Origin of the sequence: Kineococcus gurbantunggutensis, assembly GCF_050871925.1 — a bacterium.
Lineage (GTDB): Bacteria > Actinomycetota > Actinomycetes > Actinomycetales > Kineococcaceae > Kineococcus.
Genome location: NZ_JBJLSG010000019.1, coordinates 1 through 23,305, shown reverse-complemented (window position 1 = coordinate 23,305; position 23,305 = coordinate 1). Strand labels below are relative to the sequence as shown.

Sequence of the window (23,305 nt, the reverse complement as noted above, 5' to 3'; positions counted from 1 at the left end):
ACGGTCCGCACCGCTCAAGCGCAGTGGTGCACGGGCCGATCACCACAACGGCCCGCTGAACGCGGCCAGTGACCAGACGACGAAGGAGGCGACGTGCCCGGACGCACCGCCATCGGTCTCGACATCGGGACGTCGGGCGTTCGAGCCGCCGAGCTGTCCTACGGGCGCGGCGGCGTGACGCTCGAGAAGTTCGGGCAGGTCGCCCTCCCCGAGGGCGCGGTCCGCGACGGAGAGGTCGTCGACCGCGCCGTGGTGGCCGAGGCCCTGAAGACCCTGTGGAGGGGCAGCGGCTTCAAGGGCAAGAAGGTCGCCCTGGGCGTGGCCAACCAGCGCGTCGTGGTGCGCCAGGTCGACCTGCCCTGGATGCCGGCCGCTGAGCTCAAGGCGTCGCTGCCCCTGCAGGTGCAGGACTACTTGCCGCTGCCCGTGGCCGACTGCCTCATCGACTTCCACGTCACCGAGGAGATCGTCGACGGCGAGAGCCGGGTGCTGCGCGGCCTGCTCGTGGCCGCCGCCCGCGAGATGGTGATGGCCAACGTCGGCGCCGTCGAGGCCGCGGGCCTGCGCGCCACCAGCGTGGACCTCACGTCCTTCGCGGTGCTGCGCAGCGTCGGGCGCCCGAACGGGGAGGCCGCCACCGAGGCGCTCGTCGACATCGGTGCGCGCGTGTCCAACTTGGTGGTGCACTCCGGCGGTCAGCCGCGGTTCGTGCGCGTGCTGCTCAGCGGCGGTCAGGACGTCACCGACGCGATCTCCGAGCGCCTCGGCCTGCCCGGTCCGCTGGCCGAGGCCGTCAAGCAGCGCTCGATCGAGGGCGTCCCCGAGGACGAGCGCGCCCTCGCCGACAGCGCCGTGGACCTCATGCTCGAGGTCTTCGTCGACGACATCCGCAGCTCCATGAACTACTACGCCGCCTCCAACGGGGGTTTCCCCGTCGAGCGCGTCGTGCTCTCCGGCGGCGGTTCCCTGCTGCACGGCGTCGCCGAGCGGCTGGAGTCCGTGCTGCACAAGCCGGTGGTCCTGGCCGACCCCATCTCCGGCCTGCACGTGGGCCGCACCGGTCTCGACGAGCAGCAGCTCGCCGCCGTCCAGCCGCTGGCCGCTGTGCCGGTCGGCCTCGCCCTCGGAGTGATCTCATGAGCTTCCAGACCCTGGAGGCGGTGGCCGCGCGGACGCGCGTCGTGCGCGTGGACCTGCTGCCCCGCGAGTTCGAGGAGGCCCGCCGCGGGCGCCTGCTCAAGGCGGGGCTCGGCCTCGCCCTCGCCGGCGTCCTGGGGTTCGCCGGGGTCGCCCACTCCGTCAGCGCCGGGCACGTGGACGACGCGGCCCAGGAGCTGGCCGCCGAGCAGGCGCGCACCGCGCAGCTGCACGCCGAGCAGCAACCGTACGCCGACGTCCCCCGCGTCCTCGCGGAGGTCGAGGCCGTCGAGGCTGTCAGGACGCAGGTGAAGGCCGGTGCGGTGCCCTGGTACGCCTACCTGGACCAGCTGGCCAGCGGCGCGCCCGCGGACCTGTCGATGACCTCGGTGGAGTTCGCGACGAACGCCGCCGCGCAGGACGCCTCCGGCGCCGTCAGCGCCGCCGGGGAGCCCGGTGTGGGGGTGCTCACCGTCACCGGCGAGACCCGCACACCCGAGAAGGTCGCCGACTGGATGGACCAGGTCGCCTCGATCGAGGGCTTGTCCGAGCCGACGCTCAGCGACGCCACCCGCGCGGAGGACACCGGTGTGGTGACCTTCAACGCGACCGCGACCGTGAACGGCGACGCCCTCGCCGCGCAGCGGTGAGCGGCCGGACGACAGGGGGTTCGACGACATGATGCGCACGAAGAACACGGCGTGGATCGCGGGGACCGGTGTCCTCGCCCTCCTCGTCCTGGTGGCCACCTACTTCCTGGCGGTCGCGCCCAAGCGGGCCGAGGCCGCCGACCTGGCCACCCAGACGGCGGGAGTCCGGCAGTCCAACGACCGCCTCGCCGCCGAGACCGAGCAGTTGAGGGCGCAGTTCGCCACGCTCGACCAGCGCAGGGCCGAGCTCGCGGCCATCCGCGCCACCCTGCCCGACAGCGCCCAGGTCCCCGCCCTGCTGCGGCAGTTCTCCGGCTACGCCACCGCGGCCGGCGTCAGCCTGGACAGCGTGGCGCCCGGAGCGCCCGAACCCTTCGAGACCGGCGCCCAGACCGGCTCGACCGGCGTCACCGCCGTGCCGGTGACCACCACCGTGCGCGGCTCGTTCGCCGGCTCGGAACTGTTCTTGAAGATGGTGCAGGCCGACATGCAGCGCTTCTTCCTCGTGCAGTCCGTGTCCGTCAAGCGCGCCACCACCACCGGCGAGGTCGTCACCACCGTCACCGGTGACGTCTTCGTCCTGCAGGACGCGCACGCCACGTCCGCCACGTCCACCGGCACCTCCACCGGTGCCACCGCCCAGCAGGGCGCCACGACCAGCGACGCCACGGCGTCCACGACCGAGACGGTGAGCTGATGACCGGTCAGATGCCGCCCGAGCCCGCCGACGGCTTCGACGCGGCGCCCGCGCGCAGGGCGCTGGACGGCCGTGCGCTGCGGGCGCTGGTCGCCGGTGTCACCGGCGTGGCCGTCCTGGGAGCCGGTGCCGGCGCCTTCCTGTGGCTGAGCAGCGCCCCTGGCGCCGACGAGGCCGCCGCGGCCGTCCCTGGAGCCGTCTCGCGCCCCGCCCCCACGGTGAGCGAGGGCTCCACCCCCGCGGCGTTCGCCTTCGGCGGCCGCGACCTCTTCGCCCCCACCGTCGCGCCCCGGGACGCCGCGGTCGTCGCGAGCACCTCCGGGGCCGGAGCCACAAGTACCTCCTCCGGGTCCGGGTCCACCGGGACGTCGACCTCCGCCGGCACGGCGGTGCGCAGCACCGGCACCTCCGCCGGCACCTCCGCCGGCACCTCCGCAGGGACGTCCACCGGCAGTGCTCCGGGTCCCGCGGTCGTCCCCACCGTCCCGCGAGCGACGGCAGCCCCGGTCACCGGCACCCCGACGCCGCCGGTGACGGCTCCCCGCCCGTCCACCACGGTCACCACCCCCGCGCCCGCCGTGTCGCGCTCGACCGCGCCCGCCTGGGTGAAGCCCGGCATCACCTTCCTGGGGTGGGACGCGCAGCTGAACCAGGGCCGGTTCGAGATCGGCGCCGACGTGACCTACACCAAGAGCTTCGGCTCCGAGGCGGTCCTACCCGGGACCTCGACGCTCTTCTCGCCCAGCAAGGGCACCCCCACGACGCGGACGATGACGGACGACGAGAAGGCCTCCTGTCGCGCCGCCAACGGGACGGACCCGGCCAGCGCCGAGCAGCGCAACAACGCCACCGAGAACTGCACGTCGATCACCGAGACCGTCGTCAAGGCCGTGTTCAAGCCCACCAGCGGTCCCGACTGCGGCTGGGTGGTCCCGGAGGAGACGCGACTGCCGGACGCCGCCGTGGGCAAGACCTCCGGCACCGTGCGCGTCGTCGGCAAGCGCGGGGACCGCTACCTCGTGCGCGTCGACCGGCAGGAGGCCGTGTACCTGAAGAAGGACGACGCCCTGCCCGGCACCTCCCTCACCTTCGTCGGTGCCGGTGTCGCCGACCTCGAGCGCGCCGCCACTGCCCCGGAGGTGCTCGCGTTCAAGGACCCGGCCGGTATCACCTACTTCACCGTCATGGGCGCCGGGGAGGACGCGGGCGTCAGCTTCTGACGCCCGCGTCCTCCCGGTCCGACCCGCCGCCCCGACCACCACCAGCACTCCGCGGAGAACCCATGTCCATCAAGAAGACGCCCGGCCCCCGTCGCGCCGCGGCGGTGCTGGCGCTGGCGGCCACGGCCGGGACCCTCGTCGCCGGTGCGGCTGCGGCCACCCCCGTGCGCACCACCCCCGCGTACGGTCCCGACCGCTACGTCACCTCCGTCATGGCCGCGGACGACCCCACGGCCACCGCGTTCATCGTCACGGGCGAGAACTTCCCCGACGGCCTCAGCGCCGGCGCGGTCGCCGGCACGATCGGCGGCAACGTCTACCTGACGCCCCAGCGGCAGCTCACCCGGGAGGTCCGCGAGCAGGTCGTCTACGCCCAGCGGATCGTCGTGGTGGGCAGCGAGCGGGCCGTGGGCCCCGACGTCATGACGTGGCTGCGGCAGAACACCCGCGCTGAGCTGTCGCGCGTGGACGGGGTGGACCGGTACGCCACCGCGGCGAACCTCTCCCACCGCTTCTACAGCACACCGGCCGGCGCGGGCGACGAGCACGCCCACGTCGTCGTCGCCACCGGTGAGGACTTCCCCGACGCGCTCGCCGGCTCGGCCGCCGCCGCGCACGAGGAGTCTCCGCTGCTGCTCGTGCAGCGCGACGCCGTCCCGGCCGCCACCGCCGCCGAGCTGGTCCGGCTGCGGCCGCGCGCCATCAGCGTCGTGGGCGGGGCGGGCAAGGTCTCCGACGCGGTCCTGCGCGAGCTGCAGCGGTACACCGACGCGCCCGTCGACCGCATCGCGGGCGCCGACCGCTACGAGACGGCCGTCGCGGTCAGCCGCGCGTTCTTCGACACCGCCGACGACGTCGTCCTCGCCAGCGGAGCCGGCTTCGCCGACGCGCTGCCGGCCGGCGCGGCGGCGGGCCGTCGCGGTGGCCCGCTGCTGCTCGCACCGGGGGACTGCGTGCCCGAGTTCGTGAACCTGGAGATCGAACGGGTCGAGGCGGGGTACGGCCCCGGCGCGACCCGCCTCTACTCGGTCGGCGGCGCTCCCAGCTTCACGGAGCAGGCCGCCAAGCGCACCAACTGCCGGCCCGCCGGGGCCCCGGCGCTGAAGTACCTCGACGAGCTGCCCTGGCCCACCGGCAGCGCCCGCTTCGCCTCCGACCACGCGACCATGGCCGGCCGCTTCTACCCGCGCTCACCCGCGTACGACACCGACCCGCGCAACTCCGACTACCGCACGTGGAAGCTCGGGGCCGCGTACAGCCGGTTCACGATGGTCGCCGGTGTCGCCGACGGCAACACGTCCGGCACCACCTCGACGGTCGAGGTGTACGGCGACGAGAGGCTGCTCGCGCGGGCCGAGGTCCGCCGCGGCGCGCCCGCACCCTTCGACGTGGACGTCCGCGGGGTCGACAACCTGAAGATCGTCACCACCACCCCGGGCACGACCCCGGTCGTCGGCAGCCTGGCCACTACGGTGTACCTGGGCGACGCCGCCGTGCGCTGACCCCTGCGGCCGTTCCAGGGCCCCACCCCCGCCGGGGTGGGGCCCTGCGTCGTCCCCGCACGGCGGGCGGTCCGGTGGGGGCCGTAGGATCGTCGGGCCCGTCGAGAACCCACCTGCAGGAGCCCGCCCGTGATCGTCCTGGTCGGCTTCATGGGTGCGGGCAAGACCACGGTGGGTCGGTTGCTCGCCGGGCACCTGCATCTGCCGTTCACCGACACCGACGACGTGGTCGAGCAGCGCGCCGGCCGGCCGATCCCGGACGTCTTCCGCGCCGACGGCGAGGAGGTCTTCCGGGACCTGGAGCAGGCCGCCGTGGCGGACGTGCTGGCCGGCCCGGAGGCCGTGGTGTCCCTCGGCGGCGGCGCGTGCGGGCGCGCGGCGACCCGCCGGGCGCTGGCCGGTCACACCGTGGTGCACCTGCGGGTGAGCCTGGAGCAGACCCGCGCGCGCACCGGCGGCGACCCGAACCGCCCGGTGCTGCAGCGCCCCGACCTCGCCGACCTGCACGCCGCCCGTCAGCGCGCCTACGAGGAGGTCGCTACGGTCGGCGTGGCCACGGACGGGCGGACGGCCGAGGAGGTCGCCCGCGAGGTCCTGGCCCAGATCGAGCCGGCCGCCAGCGAGCCGGGACGTGCCGCGCCAGACCCGGAGGACCGATGACCGAGCCCAGCCAGACCACCGCACCCGTCCGGATCACCGTGCCGGGGGAGGCGCCCTACGACGTCGTCGTCGGGCGCGGCCTGCTGGGGGAGCTGCGCGGGCTGCTCGGCGAGAAGGTCGCCAAGGTCCTCGTCGTGCACCCGCGCGCGCTGCGCAGCACTGGCGAGGCCGTGCGCGACGACCTGGTCTCCCAGGGGCTGGAGGTGGTGCTCGCCGAGGTGCCCGACGGCGAGGAGGCCAAGTCCGCCGAGGTCGCCGCGTTCTGCTGGACGGTCCTGGGGCAGTCGGACTTCACCCGCTCCGACGCCGTCGTGGGCGTGGGCGGGGGAGCGGTCACCGACCTCGCCGGGTTCGTCGCCGCGACGTGGCTGCGCGGCGTGCGCGTCGTGCACGTGCCCACCACGCTGCTGGCGATGGTGGACGCCGCGGTGGGCGGCAAGACGGGCATCAACACCGCCGAGGGCAAGAACCTCGTCGGCTCCTTCCACCCGCCCGCCGGCGTCCTGTGCGACCTCGACGCCCTGGACACCCTGCCCCCGCACGACCTGCGCGCCGGCATGGCCGAGGTCGTCAAGTGCGGCTTCATCGCCGACCCGCGCATCCTGGAGCTCCTCGAGGCCGACGTGGCCGCGGCCGTGGACCCGCGCTCGCCGGTGCTGGCGGAGCTGGTCGAGCGGGCGGTGCGCGTCAAGGCGCACGTGGTGGGGGAGGACCTCAAGGAGTCCGACCTGCGGGAGATCCTCAACTACGGGCACACCTTCGCCCACGCCGTCGAGCTCGTCGAGCGCTACCAGTGGCGCCACGGCGCCGCCGTCAGCGTCGGCCTGGTCTACGTCGCGGAGCTGGCCCGCATGGCCGGGCGCCTCTCCGACGCCGACGCCGACCGGCACCGCGAGGTGCTGACCTCCCTGGGCCTGCCCGTCACCTACCGCGGGGACCGCTGGCCGCAGCTGCTGGACGCCATGAAGCGCGACAAGAAGTCCCGCGGCGCCCTGCTGCGCTTCGTGGTGCTGGACGGCATCGGCCGGCCCTCGCGGCTGGAGGGCCCGGACCCCGCGATGCTGCAGGCGGCGTACGCGGAGATCAGCGCCGGGTGAACCGCGGCGCCCGCCGTCGCGGCCCGTCGAACCGGGCCGCCGCGCGGGGGCGCGGTACCGCGGCGGCCGCGTTCGTGACGGTGGCAGCGGGCGGTGACCAGCGTGCTCGTCCCGCCGGGTGGCGCGGTGCCCGCAGCAGCACCACCAGCACCACCAGCAGCGGCACCAGCTGCCCGCCCGCGGAGAGCCACTCCGTCCCCGGGGCGACGTTCCGACTGACCTGGTAGGCGCTGAACACCGCCAAGGAGAAGGCGGGGGTTCGGCGCCCCGCCACGGCGTCCGCCACGACGGCCGCACCCGCCAGGGACGCCCAGTGGTAGTCCAGGACCTGGGGCTCCAGCGCCAGCCGTGCGGCGACGCACGCGTAGAGCCCCAGCGCCGGGCGCCTCGCGACGGTGGCCAGTGCCAGGACCACGACCAGGGCGAGCGCGAACTGCGTCAGGCGCGCCGTGCTCGGGTACGCCTCGCCGGCCCAGCCGGCGAGGCCGAGGGGCGTGCCCGTGAAGACCAGCGCGGTGGAGGAGGACACGGCCCTCAGCGCCCCCGGCGCGAGGGCGAACGGCAGCCACGGCAGGCCGGCGGCGAGGCCGGCGGCGAGTGCGCCGCGCAGCCTGCCGCGCCAGGTGGGCAGGGCGAGCACCAGTGCGACCAGGCCGACCGCCCACGGCTTGCCCCCCGCCGCCAGGCCGACGGCCAGCCCGCACGCCACCGCCCGTCCGTGCAGCAGCGCTCGCAGCCCCACGGCGGAGAGGAGGACCACAGCCACGTCCTCCGGGTGGGTGTACGTGGTGCAGAACTCCGTCCACACCGGTGCCGCCAGGCAGCCGCCCACGACCACCGCGATCCTCCGCCGCTGGACGGGCACGCCGACGTGCGCGGCGCAGTCCTCGGCCAGCCCGGCCACCCCGGCCAGGGCGAGACCGCTGAGCACCGCGACGGTGCACCCGCCCACCGCGTTCGGCAGCAGGGCCAGGGGGGTGGCCACCAGCAGCGGCAGCGGACCGATCCAGGTGCCCGGGTGGGCGGCGTAGAACTCCCACGGGCGCACCCGCGGGTCCAGCCCGGCCAGCACGCGCGCGGCCTCCTGGAAGTACCACCAGTCGTCCGGTGCCCCGGAGACCAGCAGGTTCGTGACGACCACCGCCAGGGCGGCCAGGGCGACGACGGCGAACCGGTGCCGCAGCAGCCCGTCCGCGAGCCTCAGCACGTCGGCCCCACCTGCGCCGGAACCCGACCGGGGAGGGGCCACCGCACCAGCAGCGCCAGCCCCGCCACCAGCGGCAGCGCCTGCAGGGCGCCGATCAGCGCGGCGTCGTCAGCCAGCCAGCGGGCGTCGTACAGCACCAGCACCGTCGCCGCGGTCAGCCAGGGCCCCCGTCCCCGCCGGCGCAGCAGGTCGGCCGCCAGCGCCGCCAGGGCCAGCGTGGCGAAGTAGTAGTCCCACGCCTGCGGCTCCAGGGCCAGGCGGGCGGCCACGGCCAGGAAGGCGCCGAGCTGCCAGCGGCCGCGGGCGACGGCCAGGGCGCACACCGCGACGGCGAGCGCGAACTGCGCCGGCCGCACCCACCCCGGGACGGGGCCGGTGACCCCCAGCAGGGTGAGCGGGGACGTCGTCCACACGTCAACGCGGAAACCGCTCAGGGCGCTCCACGTCCCCCGCGCACCCAGCAGGAACGGCAGCCACGGCAGCGCGGCGACGGCGCCGGCGAGGACCGCGGCGCCCCAGCGCGGGGACGCGCCCGCCCGGGACGCCGCGGCCAGCGGCAGCAGACCCACCGCCCACGGCTTGCCCGAGGCGGCCAGGCCCAGCAGCACGGCCGCTCGCAGGTGGCGCCCACGCACCACGCACAGCAGCGCCCCAGCGAGCGCGACGCCCACCAGCGCGTCGTCCGGGTGGGCGTACTCGGCGGCGAGCCGCCACCAGTAGATGCTGGCGAACGCGCCCGCGGCCAGGGTCGTGACCGGTAGCCACGGGTCGGGTCCCAGCACCGTGCGGGCGCTCGCCTCCAGCAGCGCGCAGCACAGCGGCAGGCACATCGCCAGCACCGCGGCCGTGACCGTCCCGCCCACCGTCCCCGGCAGCAGGGTGGCCGGGGCGGTCACCAGCAGCGGCAGCGGCCCGACCTGGGTGGCGGGCAGCGCCTCGTACAGGTGCAGCGGCGCCGTCGCGGACCGACCCAGGAGCACCTCGGCCGCTTGCTGGAAGAAGGGCCAGTCCCCGGGAAGCGCTCCGCCGCGCAGGTGCCACAGCGCCGGGATCAGCGCCGCCAGCGCCAGGAGCGCGAAGCGGCCCCGGGCCAGCGCTGTCAGCCGGCGCGGCGGCGCGTCGGGCACCGTCCAGCGCGTCGTCGGAGTAGGCACGAGGGGTGATCGGCACGATCCGTCGGGGACCGTAGTCCGCCGCGGCCGCAGGACGTCCTCGACGCCGCTCCGGAGGTGGAGGAGAAGCACCGGACGGTGCCCCGCCCCCGCGGGTCGTGCCCGCCCAAGCAGTACCCCATTGGGGCGGCGTGCAGCACCGCCACGTCGCTGCGCGCTTCGGCCACGTCCAGCAGCGCCACGCCGGGCGCGTAGCTGCCGTGCAGGTTCCGGTGCGCCTCCTGGACGCTCGCCACGCCGCGCAGGTCCGTGCTCACCCGCGCGTCCGCCGCTTCCGCGCGCCGGTGAAGCAGGGTGGGGACCGCCACCGTCGCCACCAGGCCCGTGGAGCCCAGGCCGAGGACCGCACCGACGACGTCGGTGAGGACCCTGCCCCGGTCGTCACCGCGGTGCGCCCTCGCGGCACTGCGGCGGGGTCAGCGGCAGTGGGCCGCGGGACCGTCCTCGGTGGCGTGGCGCAGCACCCCGCGGGCCCGGGCGAGCAGGCAGAAGCCGTCCGGGCCGGCGGAGACCACCCGCACCCGCGTGGACGGGCGCCCGCCGGGCAGTTGCGCGAGGTCGCCGGCGTAGGTGCCGTACAGGTCGTGGTGCGTGCGCTGGGCCTGCGCCGCGACCCGCAGGTCGTGCAGCAGCACCGCCGCCACGGCCCGGTCGTGCGCGGCCAGCGCGTGCGGGGGCAGCAGCACCGCGCCGGCCACCGCCGCGGCCAGGACCGCGGCGCGCGCCGCCGCCCGCCGCGCGCGGGCGCGGGTGCGCCGCCGCGCCAGGGCGAGCGCGACCACCGGCTGCGCCGGGCCGCCGGCGCGCGCGGGGGGCGCGCAGCCCGTCCGCTGCTCGGGCACGGGCGACCTCCTCGGCGATCTGCGCGGCGGTGTGCGCGGGACGGCCCGGGTGGGGGCCGACGCGTCCCCATCGGCGCGCCGGCGGGCGGGCTGAGCGGTGCGCGACCCGCGCGGGGAGCCGGGTGGTGCCGCTCGTCGGTACGATGGCGTCACCACACCCGCGCCCGGTCCCGGTCCGCGGGACGCACGGACGACGAGACGGACTGAGAGACGACGTGGCATCGACGAACGACCTGAAGAACGGCACCGTGCTGAACCTCGACGGCAACCTGTGGTCGGTGGTCGAGTTCCAGCACGTGAAGCCCGGCAAGGGCGGCGCCTTCGTGCGGACGAAGCTGAAGAACGTCCTGTCCGGCAAGGTCGTCGACCGGACCTTCAACGCCGGCAGCAAGGTCGACACCGCGACCGTGGACAAGCGGGACATGCAGTACCTGTACCGCGACGGCGAGGACTTCGTGTTCATGGACTCCTCGACCTACGACCAGATCACCATCCCGCAGGCCACGGTCGGCGACGCGGCGAACTGGATGCTGGAGAGCCAGGAGGCGATCGTCGCCACCCACGAGGGCACCCCGCTGTACGTGGAGCTGCCGGCCTCCGTGGTCCTGGAGATCACCTACACCGAGCCCGGTCTGCAGGGCGACCGCTCCACCGGCGGCACCAAGCCGGCCACGGTGGAGACCGGTGCCGAGATCCAGGTGCCGCTGTTCCTGGAGCAGGGCACCAAGGTCAAGGTCGACACCCGCACCGGGGACTACCTCGGCCGCGTGAGCTGACGTGGCGGCCCGCCGCAAGGCCCGTCGCCGCGCGCTGGAGGTCCTCTTCGAGGCCGACCAGCGCGGCCTGGACCCGCTGACCGTGCTCAGGGACAAGATCCTGCGCGCCGACCCGCCGGTGGGGGAGTACGCCTCCACGCTCGTCGAGGGCGTCGTGGCCGAGCTGCCCCGCATCGACGAGGTGCTGTCCACCTACTCGATGGGCTGGACGGTCGACCGGATGCCCGCGGTGGACCGCGCGGTGCTGCGCATGGGCGTGTGGGAGGTCCTGCACGCCGACGACGTGCCCGACCACGTGGCCATCAGCGAGGCCGTGGAGCTGTGCCAGGAGCTGTCCACCGACGAGTCCCCGCGCTTCGTCAACGGCCTGCTGGCGCGCGTCGCGGAGCTGAAGGAGACCCTCACCGCCTGAGGCGCGCCCGCCGCCCCCGTCCGCGCACCGCGGCCGGGGGCCGGCGCGCGCCCGCCCTCGCCGCTCCGGACGCCCGGCGGCCCGTGCACCGCGCGCACCACGCACGACGGCCCGGCCACCCCTCGCGGGGTGACCGGGCCGTCGCGCGTCCGGTGGGTGGGTGGGTCAGCCGTGCTCGACGGCGCGCCGCGCGTCGGGGTTGAGCACGCCCCAGGCGATGAACTCGTCGCACAGGGTGGTGGCCGGCACGTCGTAGATGACGGCCAGGGTGCGCAGGTCGTCGGCGCGGATGCTCAGCACCCGGCCGTTGTAGTCGCCGCGCTGGGACTGGATGGTCTTCGCGTAGCGGTCGAGGGGGCCGGCCTTCTCGGCGGGCACCTCCTGCAGGCGCTCGAGGTCGAGCACGAGCCGCGCCGGCGGCTCGGTGCTGCCCTGCGGGGCGCCTTCGGGGAGGAGGGCCGAGACCGGGACCCCGTAGAAGTCCGCGAGCTCTGCGAGCCGCTGGACGGTCACCGCACGGTCGCCGCGCTCGTAGGAGCCCACGACGACGGCCTTCCACCGTCCCTCGGACTTCTCTTCGACGCCGTGCAGGGACAGCCCCTGTTGGGTACGGATGGCGCGAAGGCGCGATCCGAGTGCGCGGGAGTAGTCCGATGCCATGCCGAGAATCGTCACGGAGCGTGAAGACCTTCGTCAAGCTGACCCACCGTGAACGGCCGCTCTCCGTGGGATTTCCACCCTCTCGGCACCAGTGCTGTCACTGCGCGTGAGCGTTTGATCTCACAACGACAGTGATCGGGCCCCGCGGGCACCCCCCGCGGGTCGCACCGGGCCACCTGTAGGGTGGCGCTCACCGCGGCCCGCTCCCCGGGCCGTGCGAAGACGTCCTTTAAGGAACCGTCCCGTGAGGCGGGGAAGGAGGTCGGTGGTGACTGCTGCCCGGCGTGTCCTGCTCGAAGCAGCGGACGTCCAGCGGGCGCTGACGCGCATCGCCCACGAGCTGCTCGAGGCCAACAAGGGCCCGGACGACCTGGTGCTGCTGGGCATCCCCACCCGCGGGGTGCCGCTGGCCCGGCGCCTGGCGGCCCGCATCGCCGAGGTCGAGGGCGCGCGGGTGCCCGTCGGCTCCCTGGACGTGACGATGTACCGCGACGACCTGCGCCGCAACCCCACCCGCGAGCTGCTGCCCACCGAGCTGCCCGTCGGCGGCGTCGACGACAGGGTGGTGGTGCTCGTGGACGACGTGCTCTACTCCGGCCGCACGGTGCGCGCCGCCCTCGACGCCCTGTCCGACCTGGGCCGCCCGCGCGCGGTGCGCCTGGCCGTCCTCGTCGACCGCGGCCACCGCGAGCTGCCGATCCGCGCCGACCACGTCGGCAAGAACCTGCCCACCTCCTCCGCCGAGCGCGTCAGCGTGCTGCTCGCCGAGCGCGACGGGCGCGACGCGGTGGAGATCAGCACGCCCGCCCCGGCCGGCGGTGAGCGCTGATGCGCCACCTGCTCTCGGCCGCCGACCTCGACCGCGGGGCCGCCGTGCGCGTGCTCGACGTGGCCGAGCAGATGGCCGCCACCCAGCGCCGCGAGATCAAGAAGCTGCCCGCGCTGCGCGGGCGCACCGTGGTCAACCTCTTCTTCGAGGACTCCACCCGCACCCGGACCTCCTTCGAGGCCGCCGCCAAGCGGCTGTCGGCGGACGTCATCAACTTCTCCGCCAAGGGCTCCAGCGTCTCCAAGGGCGAGTCCCTGAAGGACACCGCGCTGACCCTGGAGGCCATGGGCGCCGACGCGGTCGTCGTGCGCCACCCCGCCTCCGGCGCCCCGCACCGCCTGGCCCACGCCGGCTGGTCGCGCGGCTCGGTCGTCAACGCCGGCGACGGCACCCACGAGCACCCCACCCAGGCGCTGCTGGACGCCTACACGATGCGCCGGCACCTGCGCGCCGGCGACGGCGGCCACGGGCTGGGCCGCGACCTCGAGGGCGTGCGCGTCGTCGTCGTCGGCGACGTGCTGCACTCGCGCGTGGCGCGCTCGAACGTGCTGCTGCTGCACACCCTGGGCGCGCACGTCACCCTCGTCGCCCCGCCGACGCTGCTGCCGGTGGGCGTGGGCACCTGGCCCTGCGCGGTCTCGCACCACCTCGACGAGGCGCTGAGCACCGGCGCCCCGGACGCGGTGATGATGCTGCGCGTGCAGGCCGAGCGCATGACCACCACCGGCGGGGGCTTCTTCCCCTCCGCGCGCGAGTACAGCCGCCGCTACGGCCTGGACCGCCGCCGCGCCGCCCTGCTGCCCGAGCACGCCATCGTCATGCACCCCGGCCCCATGAACCGCGGCCTGGAGATCTCCGCCGACGCCGCCGACAGCGCCCGCTCCACGATCGTGGAGCAGGTCGGCAACGGCGTCGCCGTGCGCATGGCGGTGCTGTACCTGCTCCTGGCCGGGGAGGCACCGGCCGCACCCACCCCCGGAGGCGACTCGTGAGCACCACCCTGGTCACCGGAGCGCGCCCGCTGGGCGGTGAGCCCGCCGACCTGCTGCTGCGCGACGGGCTGATCGCCGAGGTCGGCCCCGGCCTGAGTGCCCCCGAGGGGGCGCGGGTCCTGGACGCCACCGGCCTGGTCGCCCTGCCCGGCCTGGTCGACCTGCACACCCACCTGCGCGAGCCGGGCCGCGAGGACGCCGAGACCGTCGAGTCCGGCACCCGCGCCGCCGCCCTGGGCGGCTACACCGCCGTCTTCGCCATGGCCAACACCTACCCCGTGGCCGACACCGCCGGCGTCGTGGAGCAGGTGCAGCGCCTGGGCGAGCAGGCCGGCTGGGCGCAGGTGCGGCCCGTGGGCGCGGTCACCACCGGCCTGGCCGGGCAGCAGCTCGCCGAGCTGGGCGCCATGGCCGACTCCGCCGCCGCGGTGCGCGTCTTCTCCGACGACGGCCACTGCGTCTCCGACGCCGTGCTCATGCGCCGCGCGCTGGAGTACGTCCGCGCCTTCGACGGCGTGATCGCCCAGCACGCCCAGGAGCCGCGCCTGACCGAGGGCGCCCAGATGAACGAGGGCGCCGTCTCCTCCGTGCTGGGGCTGCGCGGCTGGCCCAGCGTGGCCGAGGAGGCGATCATCGCCCGCGACGTGCTGCTGGCCGACCACGTCGGCTCCCGCCTGCACGTGTGCCACCTGTCCACCGCCGGCTCGGTGGAGATCGTGCGCTGGGCCAAGGCGCGCGGCGTGCGGGTCACCGCCGAGGTCACCCCGCACCACCTGCTGCTCACCGACGAGCTCGTGCGCGGCTACGACCCCGTCTACAAGGTCAACCCGCCGCTGCGCACGCAGGCCGACGTGGAGGCCGTGCGCGAGGGCCTGGCCGACGGCACCATCGACGTCGTCGCCACCGACCACGCCCCCCACCCGGTGGAGGCCAAGGACTGCGAGTGGGCCGCGGCCGCCATGGGCATGACCGGCCTGGAGACCGCCCTGTCGGTCGTGCAGTCCACGATGGTGGACACCGGCCTGCTCACCTGGGCCGACGTGGCCGACCGCATGTCCGCCGCGCCCGCGCGCATCGGCGGCCTGGCCGGGCAGGGCGCGCCGCTGGCCGCCGGCAGCCCCGCCAACCTCGTGCTGCTCGACCCCGCCGCGCGCTGGACGGTCGAGCCCGAGCGCATGGCCACCGCCGGGCGCAACTCGCCCTTCCGCGGCACCGAGCTGCCCGGGCGCGTGGTCGCCACCTTCTTCCGCGGCCGCGCCACCGTGCTCGACGGCCGGCTCGCCGCGCCGCACGGGGAGGGGGAGCGGCCGTGAGGTTCGTCTGGACGATCGTCCTGCTCGTCGCGCTGCTGCTGCTGTGGCGGATGATGTTCGCCGGCTACCGCGGGCGCGCGCTGCGGCAGAAGACGCTGCCGCGCCCGATCGGCTCGCGGGACTGGGAGGGCATGCGCGACGCCTTCGAGGGCGTGTACGTGTCCACCACCGACGCGGAGAACGCCCTGGACCGCATCGCCGCCCACGGCCTGGGCACGCGCAGCGCCGTCGCCGTCGGCTTCGTCGACGAGGGCGTGGGCTTCCTGCGCCAGGGCGCGCGCTCGTTCGTGGTGCCCACCGCGGACGTGGTGGGCGTCGGGCACGGCCCGGGCATGGTGGGCAAGTGGGTCGGGCGCAGCGACGGGCTGGTGGTGCTGCGCTGGCGGCTGGGGGACCGCGTCGTCGACACCGGCGTCAAGCCCCGCCACCCGGCCCAGGGGGCCCGCTTCGCCGAGCAGGTGGAGCGGATGGTGCGCGGCGCGCGCACCGAGGAGAACGAGCGCAGCAGGCGCGAGGACGAGGACGACGGAGGTGCCCGGTGAGCGAGGCGACGACCCAGGGCCGCGGGGCCCGCGGCGCGGCGGTGCTGGTGCTGGAGGACGGCCGCACCTTCCGCGGCCGCGCGTACGGCCGCGTCGGTGAGACCGTCGGCGAGGCCGTCTTCTCCACCGGCATGACCGGCTACCAGGAGACCCTCACCGACCCCAGCTACCACCGCCAGGTCGTCGTGATGACGGCCCCGCACGTGGGCAACACCGGCTACAACGACGAGGACGCCGAGTCCGGGCGCATCTGGGTCGCCGGCTACGTCGTGCGCGACCCCGCCCGGGTGCCCTCGAACTGGCGCTCGCGCCGCTCGCTGGAGCAGGAGCTGGACGCGCAGGGCGTCGTGGGCATCTCCGGCGTCGACACCCGCGCGCTGACGCGGCACCTGCGCGAGCGCGGCGCCATGCGGGTCGGGGTCTTCTCCGGCGAGGCCGCCCAGCGCCCCGCCGAGCAGCTGCTCGAGGCGGTGCGCACCGCCCCGGCGATGGTCGGCACCGACCTGGCCTCGCTGGTCACGACCGCCGAGCCCTACGTCGTGCCCGCCGCCGGCGAGCGCCGCTTCACCGTCGCCGCGGTGGACCTGGGCATCAAGTCGATGACGCCGCAGCGCCTGGCCGAGCGCGGCGTGGAGGTCGCCGTGCTGCCCTCCACCGCCACGCTGGAGCAGGTGCTGACCTCCGGGCCCGACGGCTCCGCCCCCGACGGGGTGTTCTTCTCCAACGGCCCCGGCGACCCCGCCGCCGCCACGCACGAGATCGAGGTCCTGCAGGGCGTGCTGGAGCGCCGCATCCCGTTCTTCGGGATCTGCTACGGCAACCAGCTGCTCGGCCGCGCCCTCGGCTTCGGCACCTACAAGCTCAAGTACGGCCACCGCGGCATCAACCAGCCCGTCATGGACCTGGCCACCCGCAAGGTCGAGGTCACCGCCCACAACCACGGCTTCGCGGTCGAGGGCAAGGCCGGGGAGGTGCGCCAGACCCCCTACGGGCGCGCCGAGGTCAGCCACGTCGGCCTCAACGACGGCGTCGTGGAGGGCCTGCGCTGCCTGGACGCCCCCGCCTTCAGCGTCCAGTACCACCCGGAGGCCGCGGCCGGCCCGCACGACGCCTCCTACCTGTTCGACCGGTTCGTCTCCCTCATGGAGGGGACGCCCGCCGCGCAGCTCGTCGACGACACCGGCGCCGCCGACACCACCGAGAACGACCCGACCGAGAAGGACGCCTGATGCCCCGCCGCACCGACATCTCCTCGGTCCTCGTCATCGGCTCCGGGCCGATCGTCATCGGCCAGGCCGCGGAGTTCGACTACTCCGGCACCCAGGCGTGCCGGGTGCTGAAGTCCGAGGGCCTGCGCGTGGTCCTGGTCAACTCCAACCCGGCGACGATCATGACGGACCCGGAGATGGCCGACGCCACCTACGTCGAGCCCATCACCCCCGCCACCGTCGAGGCGATCATCGCCAGGGAGAAGCCCGACGCGCTGCTGGCCACCCTCGGCGGGCAGACCGCCCTGAACACCGCGATCGCGCTGTACGAGAACGGCGCGCTGGAGCGGCACGGCGTCGAGCTCATCGGCGCCGACGTCGACGCCATCAAGCTCGGCGAGGACCGCCTGCTGTTCAAGGGCGTCGTGGAGCGCTGCGGCGCGGAGTCCGCCCGCAGCCACCTGTGCCACTCGATGGACGAGGTGCTCGCCGCCGCCGGCGACCTGGGCTACCCGCTGGTGGTGCGCCCCAGCTTCACCATGGGCGGCCTGGGCTCCGGCTTCGCCTACGACGAGAGCGACCTGCGCCGCATCGCCGGGCAGGGCCTGCACCACTCCCCGGTCACCGAGGTCCTCCTGGAGGAGTCGATCCTGGGCTGGAAGGAGTACGAGCTGGAGCTGATGCGCGACCGCGCCGACAACGTCGTGGTCGTCTGCTCCATCGAGAACTTCGACCCCATGGGCGTGCACACCGGCGACTCCATCACCGTCGCGCCCGCCATGACGCTCACCGACCGCGAGTACCAGCGGATGCGCGACATCGGCATCGCCGTCATCCGCGAGGTCGGCGTCGACACCGGCGGCTGCAACATCCAGTTCGCGGTGAACCCCGAGGACGGGCGCATCATCGTCATCGAGATGAACCCGCGCGTCTCGCGCTCCTCGGCGCTGGCGTCCAAGGCGACCGGGTTCCCCATCGCCAAGATCGCCGCGCGCCTGGCCGTGGGCTACACCCTGGACGAGATCCCCAACGACATCACCCGCTCCACCCCGGCCAGCTTCGAGCCGACGCTGGACTACGTCGTCGTCAAGGTCCCGCGGTTCGCCTTCGAGAAGTTCCCCGCAGCCGACCCCACGCTGACCACGACGATGAAGAGCGTCGGCGAGGCCATGGCGCTGGGCCGCAACTTCACCGAGGCCCTGCAGAAGGCGCTGCGCAGCACCGAGAAGCGCGGCGCGCAGTTCAGCTGGGCCGGCGACCCCGGCGACCTGCGCGACCTGCTGCACCGCGTGCGCCAGCCCACCGACGAGCGCATCGGGCTGGTCATGCGCGCCATCCGCGCCGGCGCCACGCCCGAGGAGCTGTTCGAGGCCACCCGCATCGACCCGTGGTTCCTGGACCAGATGTTCCTGCTCGACGAGATCGCCGTCGAGGTCCGCGAGGCCGACGAGCTGACGCCGGACCTGCTGCGCCACGCCAAGCGCCACGGCTTCTCCGACGTCCAGATCGGCGAGCTGCGCCACATGGACGAGGCCGTGGTGCGCGGGGTGCGCCACGCCCTGGGCGTGCGCCCGGTCTACAAGACGGTCGACACCTGCGCGGCGGAGTTCGCCGCCTCCACGCCGTACCACTACTCCAGCTACGACGAGGAGGACGAGACCCGCCCGCGCGAGAAGCCGGCGATCGTCATCCTCGGCTCCGGGCCCAACCGCATCGGCCAGGGCGTGGAGTTCGACTACTCCTGCGTGCACGCCAGCTTCGCGCTGCGCGACGCCGGGTTCGAGACCGTCATGGTCAACTGCAACCCCGAGACGGTCTCCACCGACTACGACACCTCCGACCGGCTGTACTTCGAGCCGCTGACGCTGGAGGACGTCCTGGAGGTCGTGCACGCCGAGACGCGCTGCGGCCCCGTCGCCGGCGTCATCGTGCAGCTGGGCGGGCAGACCCCGCTGGGCCTGGCCGCCAAGCTGGAGGAGGCCGGCGTGCCGATCATCGGCACCTCGCCGGCGGCCATCGACCTGGCCGAGGAGCGCGGCGCCTTCGGCCGCGTGCTCGAGCGCGCCGGCCTGATCGCCCCCAAGCACGGCACCGCCGCCTCCTTCCCCGAGTCCCGGGCGATCGCCGAGGGCATCGGCTACCCGGTGCTGGTGCGCCCCAGCTACGTCCTGGGCGGGCGCGGGATGCAGATCGTCTACGACGAGGCCTCCCTCGAGGAGTACATGGCCACCGCCACCGAGGTCTCCCCGGAGCGCCCGGTGCTGGTGGACCGCTTCCTCGACGACGCCGTCGAGATCGACGTCGACGCCCTCTTCGACGGCGAGGAGATGTACCTCGGCGGGATCATGGAGCACATCGAGGAGGCCGGCATCCACTCCGGCGACTCCGCGTGCGTCATCCCCCCCGCCACGCTGGGCCGCGCCGAGCTGGAGCGGGTGCGCCGCAGCACCGAGGCCATCGCCCGCGGCGTGGGGGTGCGCGGCCTGCTCAACGTGCAGTTCGCCCTGGCCGCCGGGGTGCTGTACGTCCTGGAGGCCAACCCGCGCGCCTCGCGCACCGTGCCGTTCGTCTCCAAGGCCACCGGCGTGCCGCTGGCCAAGGCCGCCGCCCGGCTCATGGCCGGCACCCCCATCCGCGAGCTGCGCGCCGAGGGCCTGCTGCCCGCGCGCGGCGACGGCGGGGTCCTGCCGCCCTCCTCGCCGGTGTCGGTGAAGGAGGCCGTGCTGCCCTTCGCGCGCTTCCGCACCGCCGACGGTCAGGTCGTGGACTCCCTGCTGGGCCCGGAGATGCGCTCCACCGGCGAGGTCATGGGCATCGACGCGGACTTCCCCACCGCGTTCGGCAAGTCCCAGACCGCCGCCTACGGCGGGCTGCCCACCTCCGGCACCGTGTTCATCTCGGTGGCCGACCGCGACAAGCGGGCGATGGTCTTCCCCGTCAAGCGACTGGCGGACCTCGGGTTCACGCTGCTGGCCACCGAGGGCACCGCCGACGTGCTGCGCCGCAACGGCATCTCCTCCACCGTGGTGCGCAAGCACTCCGAGGGCACCGGCGAGGGCGGGGAGCCGACCATCGTGGAGCGCATCGGCGCCGGGCAGGTCGCGATGGTCGTCAACACCCCCTCGGGCAACCAGGCCCGCGCCGACGGCTACGAGATCCGCGCCGCCTCCACCGCCGTCGGCGCCCCGATCATCACCACCGTGCAGGAGCTGTCCGCGGCCGTGCAGGCCATCGAGGCGGTGCGCGCCGGGCACGGCACGAACGTCGCCCCGCTGCAGGAGCACGCCGCGGCGCTGGCCGCCGCCTGGGAGGGGTTCCACGCGTGAACGCCCCGGGGCCCGCGGCCGGGCGGCGCTTCGGCGCCCGCTTGGCCGCGGCCGTCGCCGAGCACGGCCCGCTGTGCGCCGGCATCGACCCCCACGCCGCCCTGCTGGCGGCGTGGGGCCTGCCCGACGACGCCGCCGGCGTGGAGCGCTTCGGGCGCACCGTCGTCGAGGCGCTCGCCGGGTCGGTGGCGGCCCTGAAGCCGCAGGCGGCGTTCTTCGAGCGGCACGGCTCGCGCGGCCTCGCCGCCCTGGAGCGCGTGATCGCCGACGCCCGCGACGCCGGGGTCCTCACGCTCGTGGACGCCAAGCGCGGCGACATCGGCTCCACGATGGCCGCCTACGCCGACGCCTTCGCCGGGGACTCCCCGCTGGCCGGCGACGCCGTCACCGCCTCCCCGTACCTGGGGTTCGGCTCCCTGCGCCCGCTGCTCGACGTCGCCGCCGCGCACGGCCGCGGCGTGTTCGTGCTCGCGCTGACGTCCAACCCCGAGGGCCCCGGCGTGCAGCACGCGCTCGGGCCCGACGGGCGCTCCGTGGCCCGGGCCGTGGCCGAGGCCGCCGCCGCCGAGAACGCCGGCGCCCCGCCCGCCGGCGACGTCGGCCTCGTCGTCGGCGCCACCGTCGGCACCGCCGTGACCGACCTGGGCATCGACCTCGCCGCCGTCAACGGCTGGCTGCTGGCCCCCGGCGTCGGCGCGCAGGGCGCCACCGCCGAGGACCTGCGCACCGTCTTCGGCGACGCGCGCCACCGCGTGCTGGCCGCCAGCTCCCGCGAGGTGCTCGCCGCCGGCCCGGCCCCGGCGGCGCTGCGCGGGGCCGCGCGCCGCAGCGCCGACGCGGTGCGCGCCGCGCTCGCGCAGGGCTGAGGACCCCCACGGCCCGCCGGGCCGCGACGGCGACGGCGGCGGAAACGGCGGTGGGCGTCGCGGCGGCGGCACTAGGGTCGCCTCCCGTGAACCCCTCGCGCCGGCTGCTCGCCGACGTCCTGCGCCGCCGCCGGCGCCCCGCCCTGGTGGGCTGCGCGGCCTCCACCGTGCACCAGGTCTGCGAGGCGCTCGTGCCGGTGGCCGTCGGCCTGGTCGTCGAGCGGGCCGTGGCCACCGGGGACACCGGCGCGATCGCCTGGTCGGTCGCCGGGGTGCTGGCGCTGTTCGCGGTGCTCACCTCCGCCGGCGCGTTCGCGTTCGTCACCATCGACGGCGCGCAGTTCCGCGAGGCGCACCACCTGCGCGTGGAGGTGCTGCGCGCCGTGCTGCACCGCCCGCCCGCCGCGCCGGCCCTGCGCGACGGCGACGTGCTCAGCGTGGCCACCTCCGACACCCGCCACACCGCCCAGGTCCTGGCCCTGCTGGGCTACCTGTTCTCCGCCGGCGTGGGCATGACGGTCTCCGCGGTCGTGCTGCTGCGCGTGGACGTCCTGCTCGGCCTGGGGCTGCTGGTGGCGGTGCCGCTGCTGGTGCTGGGCCTGCAGCGCCTGGCCCCGCGCCTGGAGCGGCGGGTGCGCACCCGGCAGGAGGCCGCCGGCCTGGCCTCGGCCACCGCCGCCGACCTGCTCGCCGGCCTGCGCCCGCTGCGCGGCTTCGGGGGCGTGCCCGAGGCGGTGCGCCGCTACCGCACCGCCAGCCGCACCTCCCGCGACGCCGCCGTCGGCGCCGCCGGCGCCACCGCCACCGTCGTCGGCGCCAGCACCCTGGCCACCGGGCTGCTGCTGCTGGGCACGGCCGCCGCCGCGACCGCCCTGGCCGTGCGCGGGCGCATCGACGTCGGCGAGCTCGTCACCGTCGTCGGCGCCGCGGCGTTCCTGGAGGACCCGGTGCGCACCATCACCCGGTGCGTGCAGGGCCTGGCCGTCGCGCGCGCCAGCGCCGGTCGCGTCGCCGCCCTGCTGCCCGGGCCCACCGGCCCCGCGGCCACCGCTCCGGGCGCCGCCCCCGCCGGCGGCGCCGAGCCCCTCGTGCTCGACGGCGTCAGCGCCGGCCCGCTGAGCGGGGTGGACCTGACCGCGCGGCCGGGGGAGATGCTCGGCGTGGTGACCACCGACGTCGCCGTCGCCGACGCCCTCACCGGGGTGCTCGCCGGGCAGCGCGCGCCGCGGGCCGGGGCCGTCCGCCTCGGCGCCCTGGACCCCGCCCGCGAGCCGGCCGCCGCCACCGGCGCCCTGCTCGTCGAGCCGCACACCGTGCACCTGCTCGGCGCCACCCTGCGCGAGGCGCTGACCACCGGCTCCGGGCCCGGCCGCGACGGCGTGGACGCGCGCCTGGAGCCGGCGCTGGCCGCGGCCGCCGCCGACGAGGTCGTGCGCGCCCGGCCCGGCGGCCTGGACGCCCCGCTGCTCGAGCGCGCCGCGAACCTCTCCGGCGGCCAGCAGCAGCGCCTGGCGCTGGCCCGGGCGCTGGCCGCCGACCGGCCCGTGCTCGTCCTGCGCGACCCCACCACCGCCCTGGACGCCGTCACCGAGGACGCCGTCGCCGCCGGGCTGCGCGCCCTGCGCCACGGCGAGGGCCCCCCGGGAGCGCGCGCGGCGCGCACCACGGTGGTGCTCACCAGCTCCCCGATGCTGCTGGCGCGCTGCGACCGCGTCGTGCTGCTCACCGCCGAGGGGTGCCGCGCCGGCACCCACGCCGAGCTCCTGCGCGAGCCCGCCTACGCCGCGGCGGTGCTGCGGTGAGCGCCACCACCGACCCGCGCGCCACCGGACCGGAGGCCACCGGACCGGACGCCACCGGCACCGGTCCCCGCACCGACCCGGCCACCGGTCCCGGCGCCGGCGCGGCCCCGGGCGCGCCGCTGCCCGTCGCCACCGCCCGGCGCACCGGCGCCGTCCTGCTGGCCACCGCCCGCGCGCACCGGCGCACCCTGCTGGGCGCGCTGGTCACCACCGCCGCCTCCAGCGCCGGGCTCGTGCTCGTGCCGCTGCTGCTCGGGCGCGTCGTCGACGTCGTCGTCGCCGTCCTCGGCGGGGGGGGGGGGGGGGGGGGGGGGGGGGGGGGGGGGGGGGGGGGGGGGGGGGGGGGGGGGGGGGGGGGGGGGGGGGGGGGGGGGGGGGGGGGGGGGGGGGGGGGG

General features: G+C 75.8%; 21 protein-coding genes and 1 pseudogene. 18 read left to right on the top strand and 4 right to left on the bottom strand.

All coding sequences use genetic code 11. The features are described from left to right. Nucleotides 1–93: 93 nt before the first annotated feature. From pilM to aroB, 7 genes are all read left to right on the top strand, one after another. Nucleotides 94–1,140 (top strand): type IV pilus assembly protein PilM, encoded by a 1,047-nt coding sequence (pilM, locus tag ACRYR7_RS05515; protein WP_432571069.1) that lies wholly within the window; start codon nt 94–96, stop codon nt 1,138–1,140. Beyond that, entirely contained in the window at nt 1,137–1,787 is a 651-nt protein-coding gene (locus ACRYR7_RS05510; RefSeq protein WP_432571068.1) for a PilN domain-containing protein, read from the top strand. The genes pilM and ACRYR7_RS05510 overlap by 4 nt, the downstream gene beginning before the upstream one ends. 31 nt (nt 1,788–1,818) lie before the next feature. Further along, nucleotides 1,819–2,484 (top strand): type 4a pilus biogenesis protein PilO, encoded by a 666-nt coding sequence (pilO, locus tag ACRYR7_RS05505; protein ID WP_432571067.1) that lies wholly within the window; start codon nt 1,819–1,821, stop codon nt 2,482–2,484. Continuing rightward, nucleotides 2,484–3,704 carry a hypothetical protein gene (locus ACRYR7_RS05500; RefSeq protein WP_432571066.1) on the top strand — a complete coding sequence of 407 codons (1,221 nt, stop codon included), beginning with the start codon at nt 2,484–2,486 and terminating at the stop codon, nt 3,702–3,704. The genes pilO and ACRYR7_RS05500 overlap by 1 nt, the downstream gene beginning before the upstream one ends. A 62-nt stretch (nt 3,705–3,766) precedes the next feature. Further along, on the top strand, nt 3,767–5,206 hold the full coding sequence (locus ACRYR7_RS05495; RefSeq protein WP_432571065.1) for a cell wall-binding repeat-containing protein: 1,440 nt from the start codon (nt 3,767–3,769) through the stop codon (nt 5,204–5,206). A 129-nt stretch (nt 5,207–5,335) separates the two neighbouring features. Further along, nucleotides 5,336–5,866: a shikimate kinase gene (locus ACRYR7_RS05490; RefSeq protein WP_432571064.1), complete on the top strand. Its 531-nt coding sequence runs from the start codon at nt 5,336–5,338 to the stop codon at nt 5,864–5,866. Continuing rightward, nucleotides 5,863–6,963, top strand: coding sequence for a 3-dehydroquinate synthase (gene aroB, locus ACRYR7_RS05485; protein ID WP_432571063.1), 1,101 nt, complete (start codon nt 5,863–5,865; stop codon nt 6,961–6,963). Before ACRYR7_RS05490 ends, aroB begins: the two co-directional genes overlap by 4 nt. Here aroB and ACRYR7_RS05480 read toward each other — a convergent pair. The 3 genes from ACRYR7_RS05480 to ACRYR7_RS05470 all read right to left on the bottom strand — a co-directional run bounded on the left by ACRYR7_RS05480 (nt 6,950) and on the right by ACRYR7_RS05470 (nt 10,184). After that, nucleotides 6,950–8,170: a hypothetical protein gene (locus ACRYR7_RS05480; protein ID WP_432571062.1), complete on the bottom strand. Its 1,221-nt coding sequence runs from the start codon at nt 8,168–8,170 to the stop codon at nt 6,950–6,952. The genes aroB and ACRYR7_RS05480 overlap by 14 nt on opposite strands. Continuing rightward, nucleotides 8,164–9,324: a hypothetical protein gene (locus tag ACRYR7_RS05475; protein WP_432571061.1), complete on the bottom strand. Its 1,161-nt coding sequence runs from the start codon at nt 9,322–9,324 to the stop codon at nt 8,164–8,166. Before ACRYR7_RS05475 ends, ACRYR7_RS05480 begins: the two co-directional genes overlap by 7 nt. Before the next feature lie 434 nt (nt 9,325–9,758). After that, nucleotides 9,759–10,184, bottom strand: a complete 426-nt coding sequence (locus tag ACRYR7_RS05470; protein WP_432571060.1) for a hypothetical protein — start codon at nt 10,182–10,184, stop codon at nt 9,759–9,761. Between the two features lie 215 nt (nt 10,185–10,399). Here ACRYR7_RS05470 and efp point away from each other — a divergent pair, with 215 nt between their 5' ends. Both efp and nusB read left to right on the top strand, forming a co-directional pair. Next, nucleotides 10,400–10,960, top strand: a complete 561-nt coding sequence (efp, locus tag ACRYR7_RS05465) for an elongation factor P (RefSeq protein WP_432571059.1) — start codon at nt 10,400–10,402, stop codon at nt 10,958–10,960. Between the two features lies 1 nt (nt 10,961). Beyond that, complete coding sequence (gene nusB, locus ACRYR7_RS05460; RefSeq protein ID WP_432571058.1) at nt 10,962–11,372, top strand: transcription antitermination factor NusB; 411 nt, start codon at nt 10,962–10,964, stop codon at nt 11,370–11,372. A gap of 165 nt (nt 11,373–11,537) precedes the next feature. Here the strand turns inward: nusB and bldD are convergent, their stop codons facing one another. After that, nucleotides 11,538–12,032 (bottom strand): transcriptional regulator BldD, encoded by a 495-nt coding sequence (gene bldD, locus ACRYR7_RS05455; RefSeq protein WP_166609695.1) that lies wholly within the window; start codon nt 12,030–12,032, stop codon nt 11,538–11,540. A gap of 265 nt (nt 12,033–12,297) precedes the next feature. On the opposite strand from bldD, the gene pyrR reads away from it, so the two are divergent. The 9 genes and pseudogenes from pyrR to ACRYR7_RS05410 all read left to right on the top strand — a co-directional run. Then, nucleotides 12,298–12,861: a bifunctional pyr operon transcriptional regulator/uracil phosphoribosyltransferase PyrR gene (gene pyrR, locus ACRYR7_RS05450; RefSeq protein WP_432571057.1), complete on the top strand. Its 564-nt coding sequence runs from the start codon at nt 12,298–12,300 to the stop codon at nt 12,859–12,861. Beyond that, nucleotides 12,861–13,853, top strand: coding sequence for an aspartate carbamoyltransferase catalytic subunit (locus ACRYR7_RS05445; protein ID WP_432571056.1), 993 nt, complete (start codon nt 12,861–12,863; stop codon nt 13,851–13,853). Before pyrR ends, ACRYR7_RS05445 begins: the two co-directional genes overlap by 1 nt. Further along, nucleotides 13,850–15,166, top strand: a complete 1,317-nt coding sequence (locus ACRYR7_RS05440) for a dihydroorotase (RefSeq protein ID WP_432571055.1) — start codon at nt 13,850–13,852, stop codon at nt 15,164–15,166. The genes ACRYR7_RS05445 and ACRYR7_RS05440 overlap by 4 nt, the downstream gene beginning before the upstream one ends. Next, nucleotides 15,163–15,708: a PH-like domain-containing protein gene (locus tag ACRYR7_RS05435; protein ID WP_432571054.1), complete on the top strand. Its 546-nt coding sequence runs from the start codon at nt 15,163–15,165 to the stop codon at nt 15,706–15,708. The genes ACRYR7_RS05440 and ACRYR7_RS05435 overlap by 4 nt, the downstream gene beginning before the upstream one ends. Continuing rightward, nucleotides 15,705–16,937 carry a glutamine-hydrolyzing carbamoyl-phosphate synthase small subunit gene (carA, locus tag ACRYR7_RS05430; protein ID WP_432571053.1) on the top strand — a complete coding sequence of 411 codons (1,233 nt, stop codon included), beginning with the start codon at nt 15,705–15,707 and terminating at the stop codon, nt 16,935–16,937. Before ACRYR7_RS05435 ends, carA begins: the two co-directional genes overlap by 4 nt. After that, on the top strand, nt 16,937–20,242 hold the full coding sequence (gene carB, locus ACRYR7_RS05425; protein WP_432571052.1) for a carbamoyl-phosphate synthase large subunit: 3,306 nt from the start codon (nt 16,937–16,939) through the stop codon (nt 20,240–20,242). Before carA ends, carB begins: the two co-directional genes overlap by 1 nt. Continuing rightward, nucleotides 20,239–21,108, top strand: coding sequence for an orotidine-5'-phosphate decarboxylase (gene pyrF, locus ACRYR7_RS05420; protein WP_432571051.1), 870 nt, complete (start codon nt 20,239–20,241; stop codon nt 21,106–21,108). Before carB ends, pyrF begins: the two co-directional genes overlap by 4 nt. An 86-nt stretch (nt 21,109–21,194) precedes the next feature. Next, entirely contained in the window at nt 21,195–22,910 is a 1,716-nt protein-coding gene (locus ACRYR7_RS05415) for an ABC transporter transmembrane domain-containing protein (protein ID WP_432571050.1), read from the top strand. Next, a pseudogene (locus ACRYR7_RS05410) lies at nt 22,907–23,305 on the top strand (hypothetical protein); the annotation flags it as partial. The gene ACRYR7_RS05415 and the pseudogene ACRYR7_RS05410, both read left to right, overlap by 4 nt.

Coding starts and splice junctions, on each gene's coding strand:
- aroB (WP_432571063.1), top strand. CDS start 5,863: ATGACCGAGCCCAGCCAGACCACCGCACCCGTCCGGATCACCGTGCCG.
- carB (WP_432571052.1), top strand. CDS start 16,937: ATGCCCCGCCGCACCGACATCTCCTCGGTCCTCGTCATCGGCTCCGGG.
- ACRYR7_RS05445 (WP_432571056.1), top strand. CDS start 12,861: ATGCGCCACCTGCTCTCGGCCGCCGACCTCGACCGCGGGGCCGCCGTG.
- ACRYR7_RS05500 (WP_432571066.1), top strand. CDS start 2,484: ATGACCGGTCAGATGCCGCCCGAGCCCGCCGACGGCTTCGACGCGGCG.
- bldD (WP_166609695.1), bottom strand. CDS start 12,032: ATGGCATCGGACTACTCCCGCGCACTCGGATCGCGCCTTCGCGCCATC.
- ACRYR7_RS05495 (WP_432571065.1), top strand. CDS start 3,767: ATGTCCATCAAGAAGACGCCCGGCCCCCGTCGCGCCGCGGCGGTGCTG.
- pilO (WP_432571067.1), top strand. CDS start 1,819: ATGCGCACGAAGAACACGGCGTGGATCGCGGGGACCGGTGTCCTCGCC.
- ACRYR7_RS05510 (WP_432571068.1), top strand. CDS start 1,137: ATGAGCTTCCAGACCCTGGAGGCGGTGGCCGCGCGGACGCGCGTCGTG.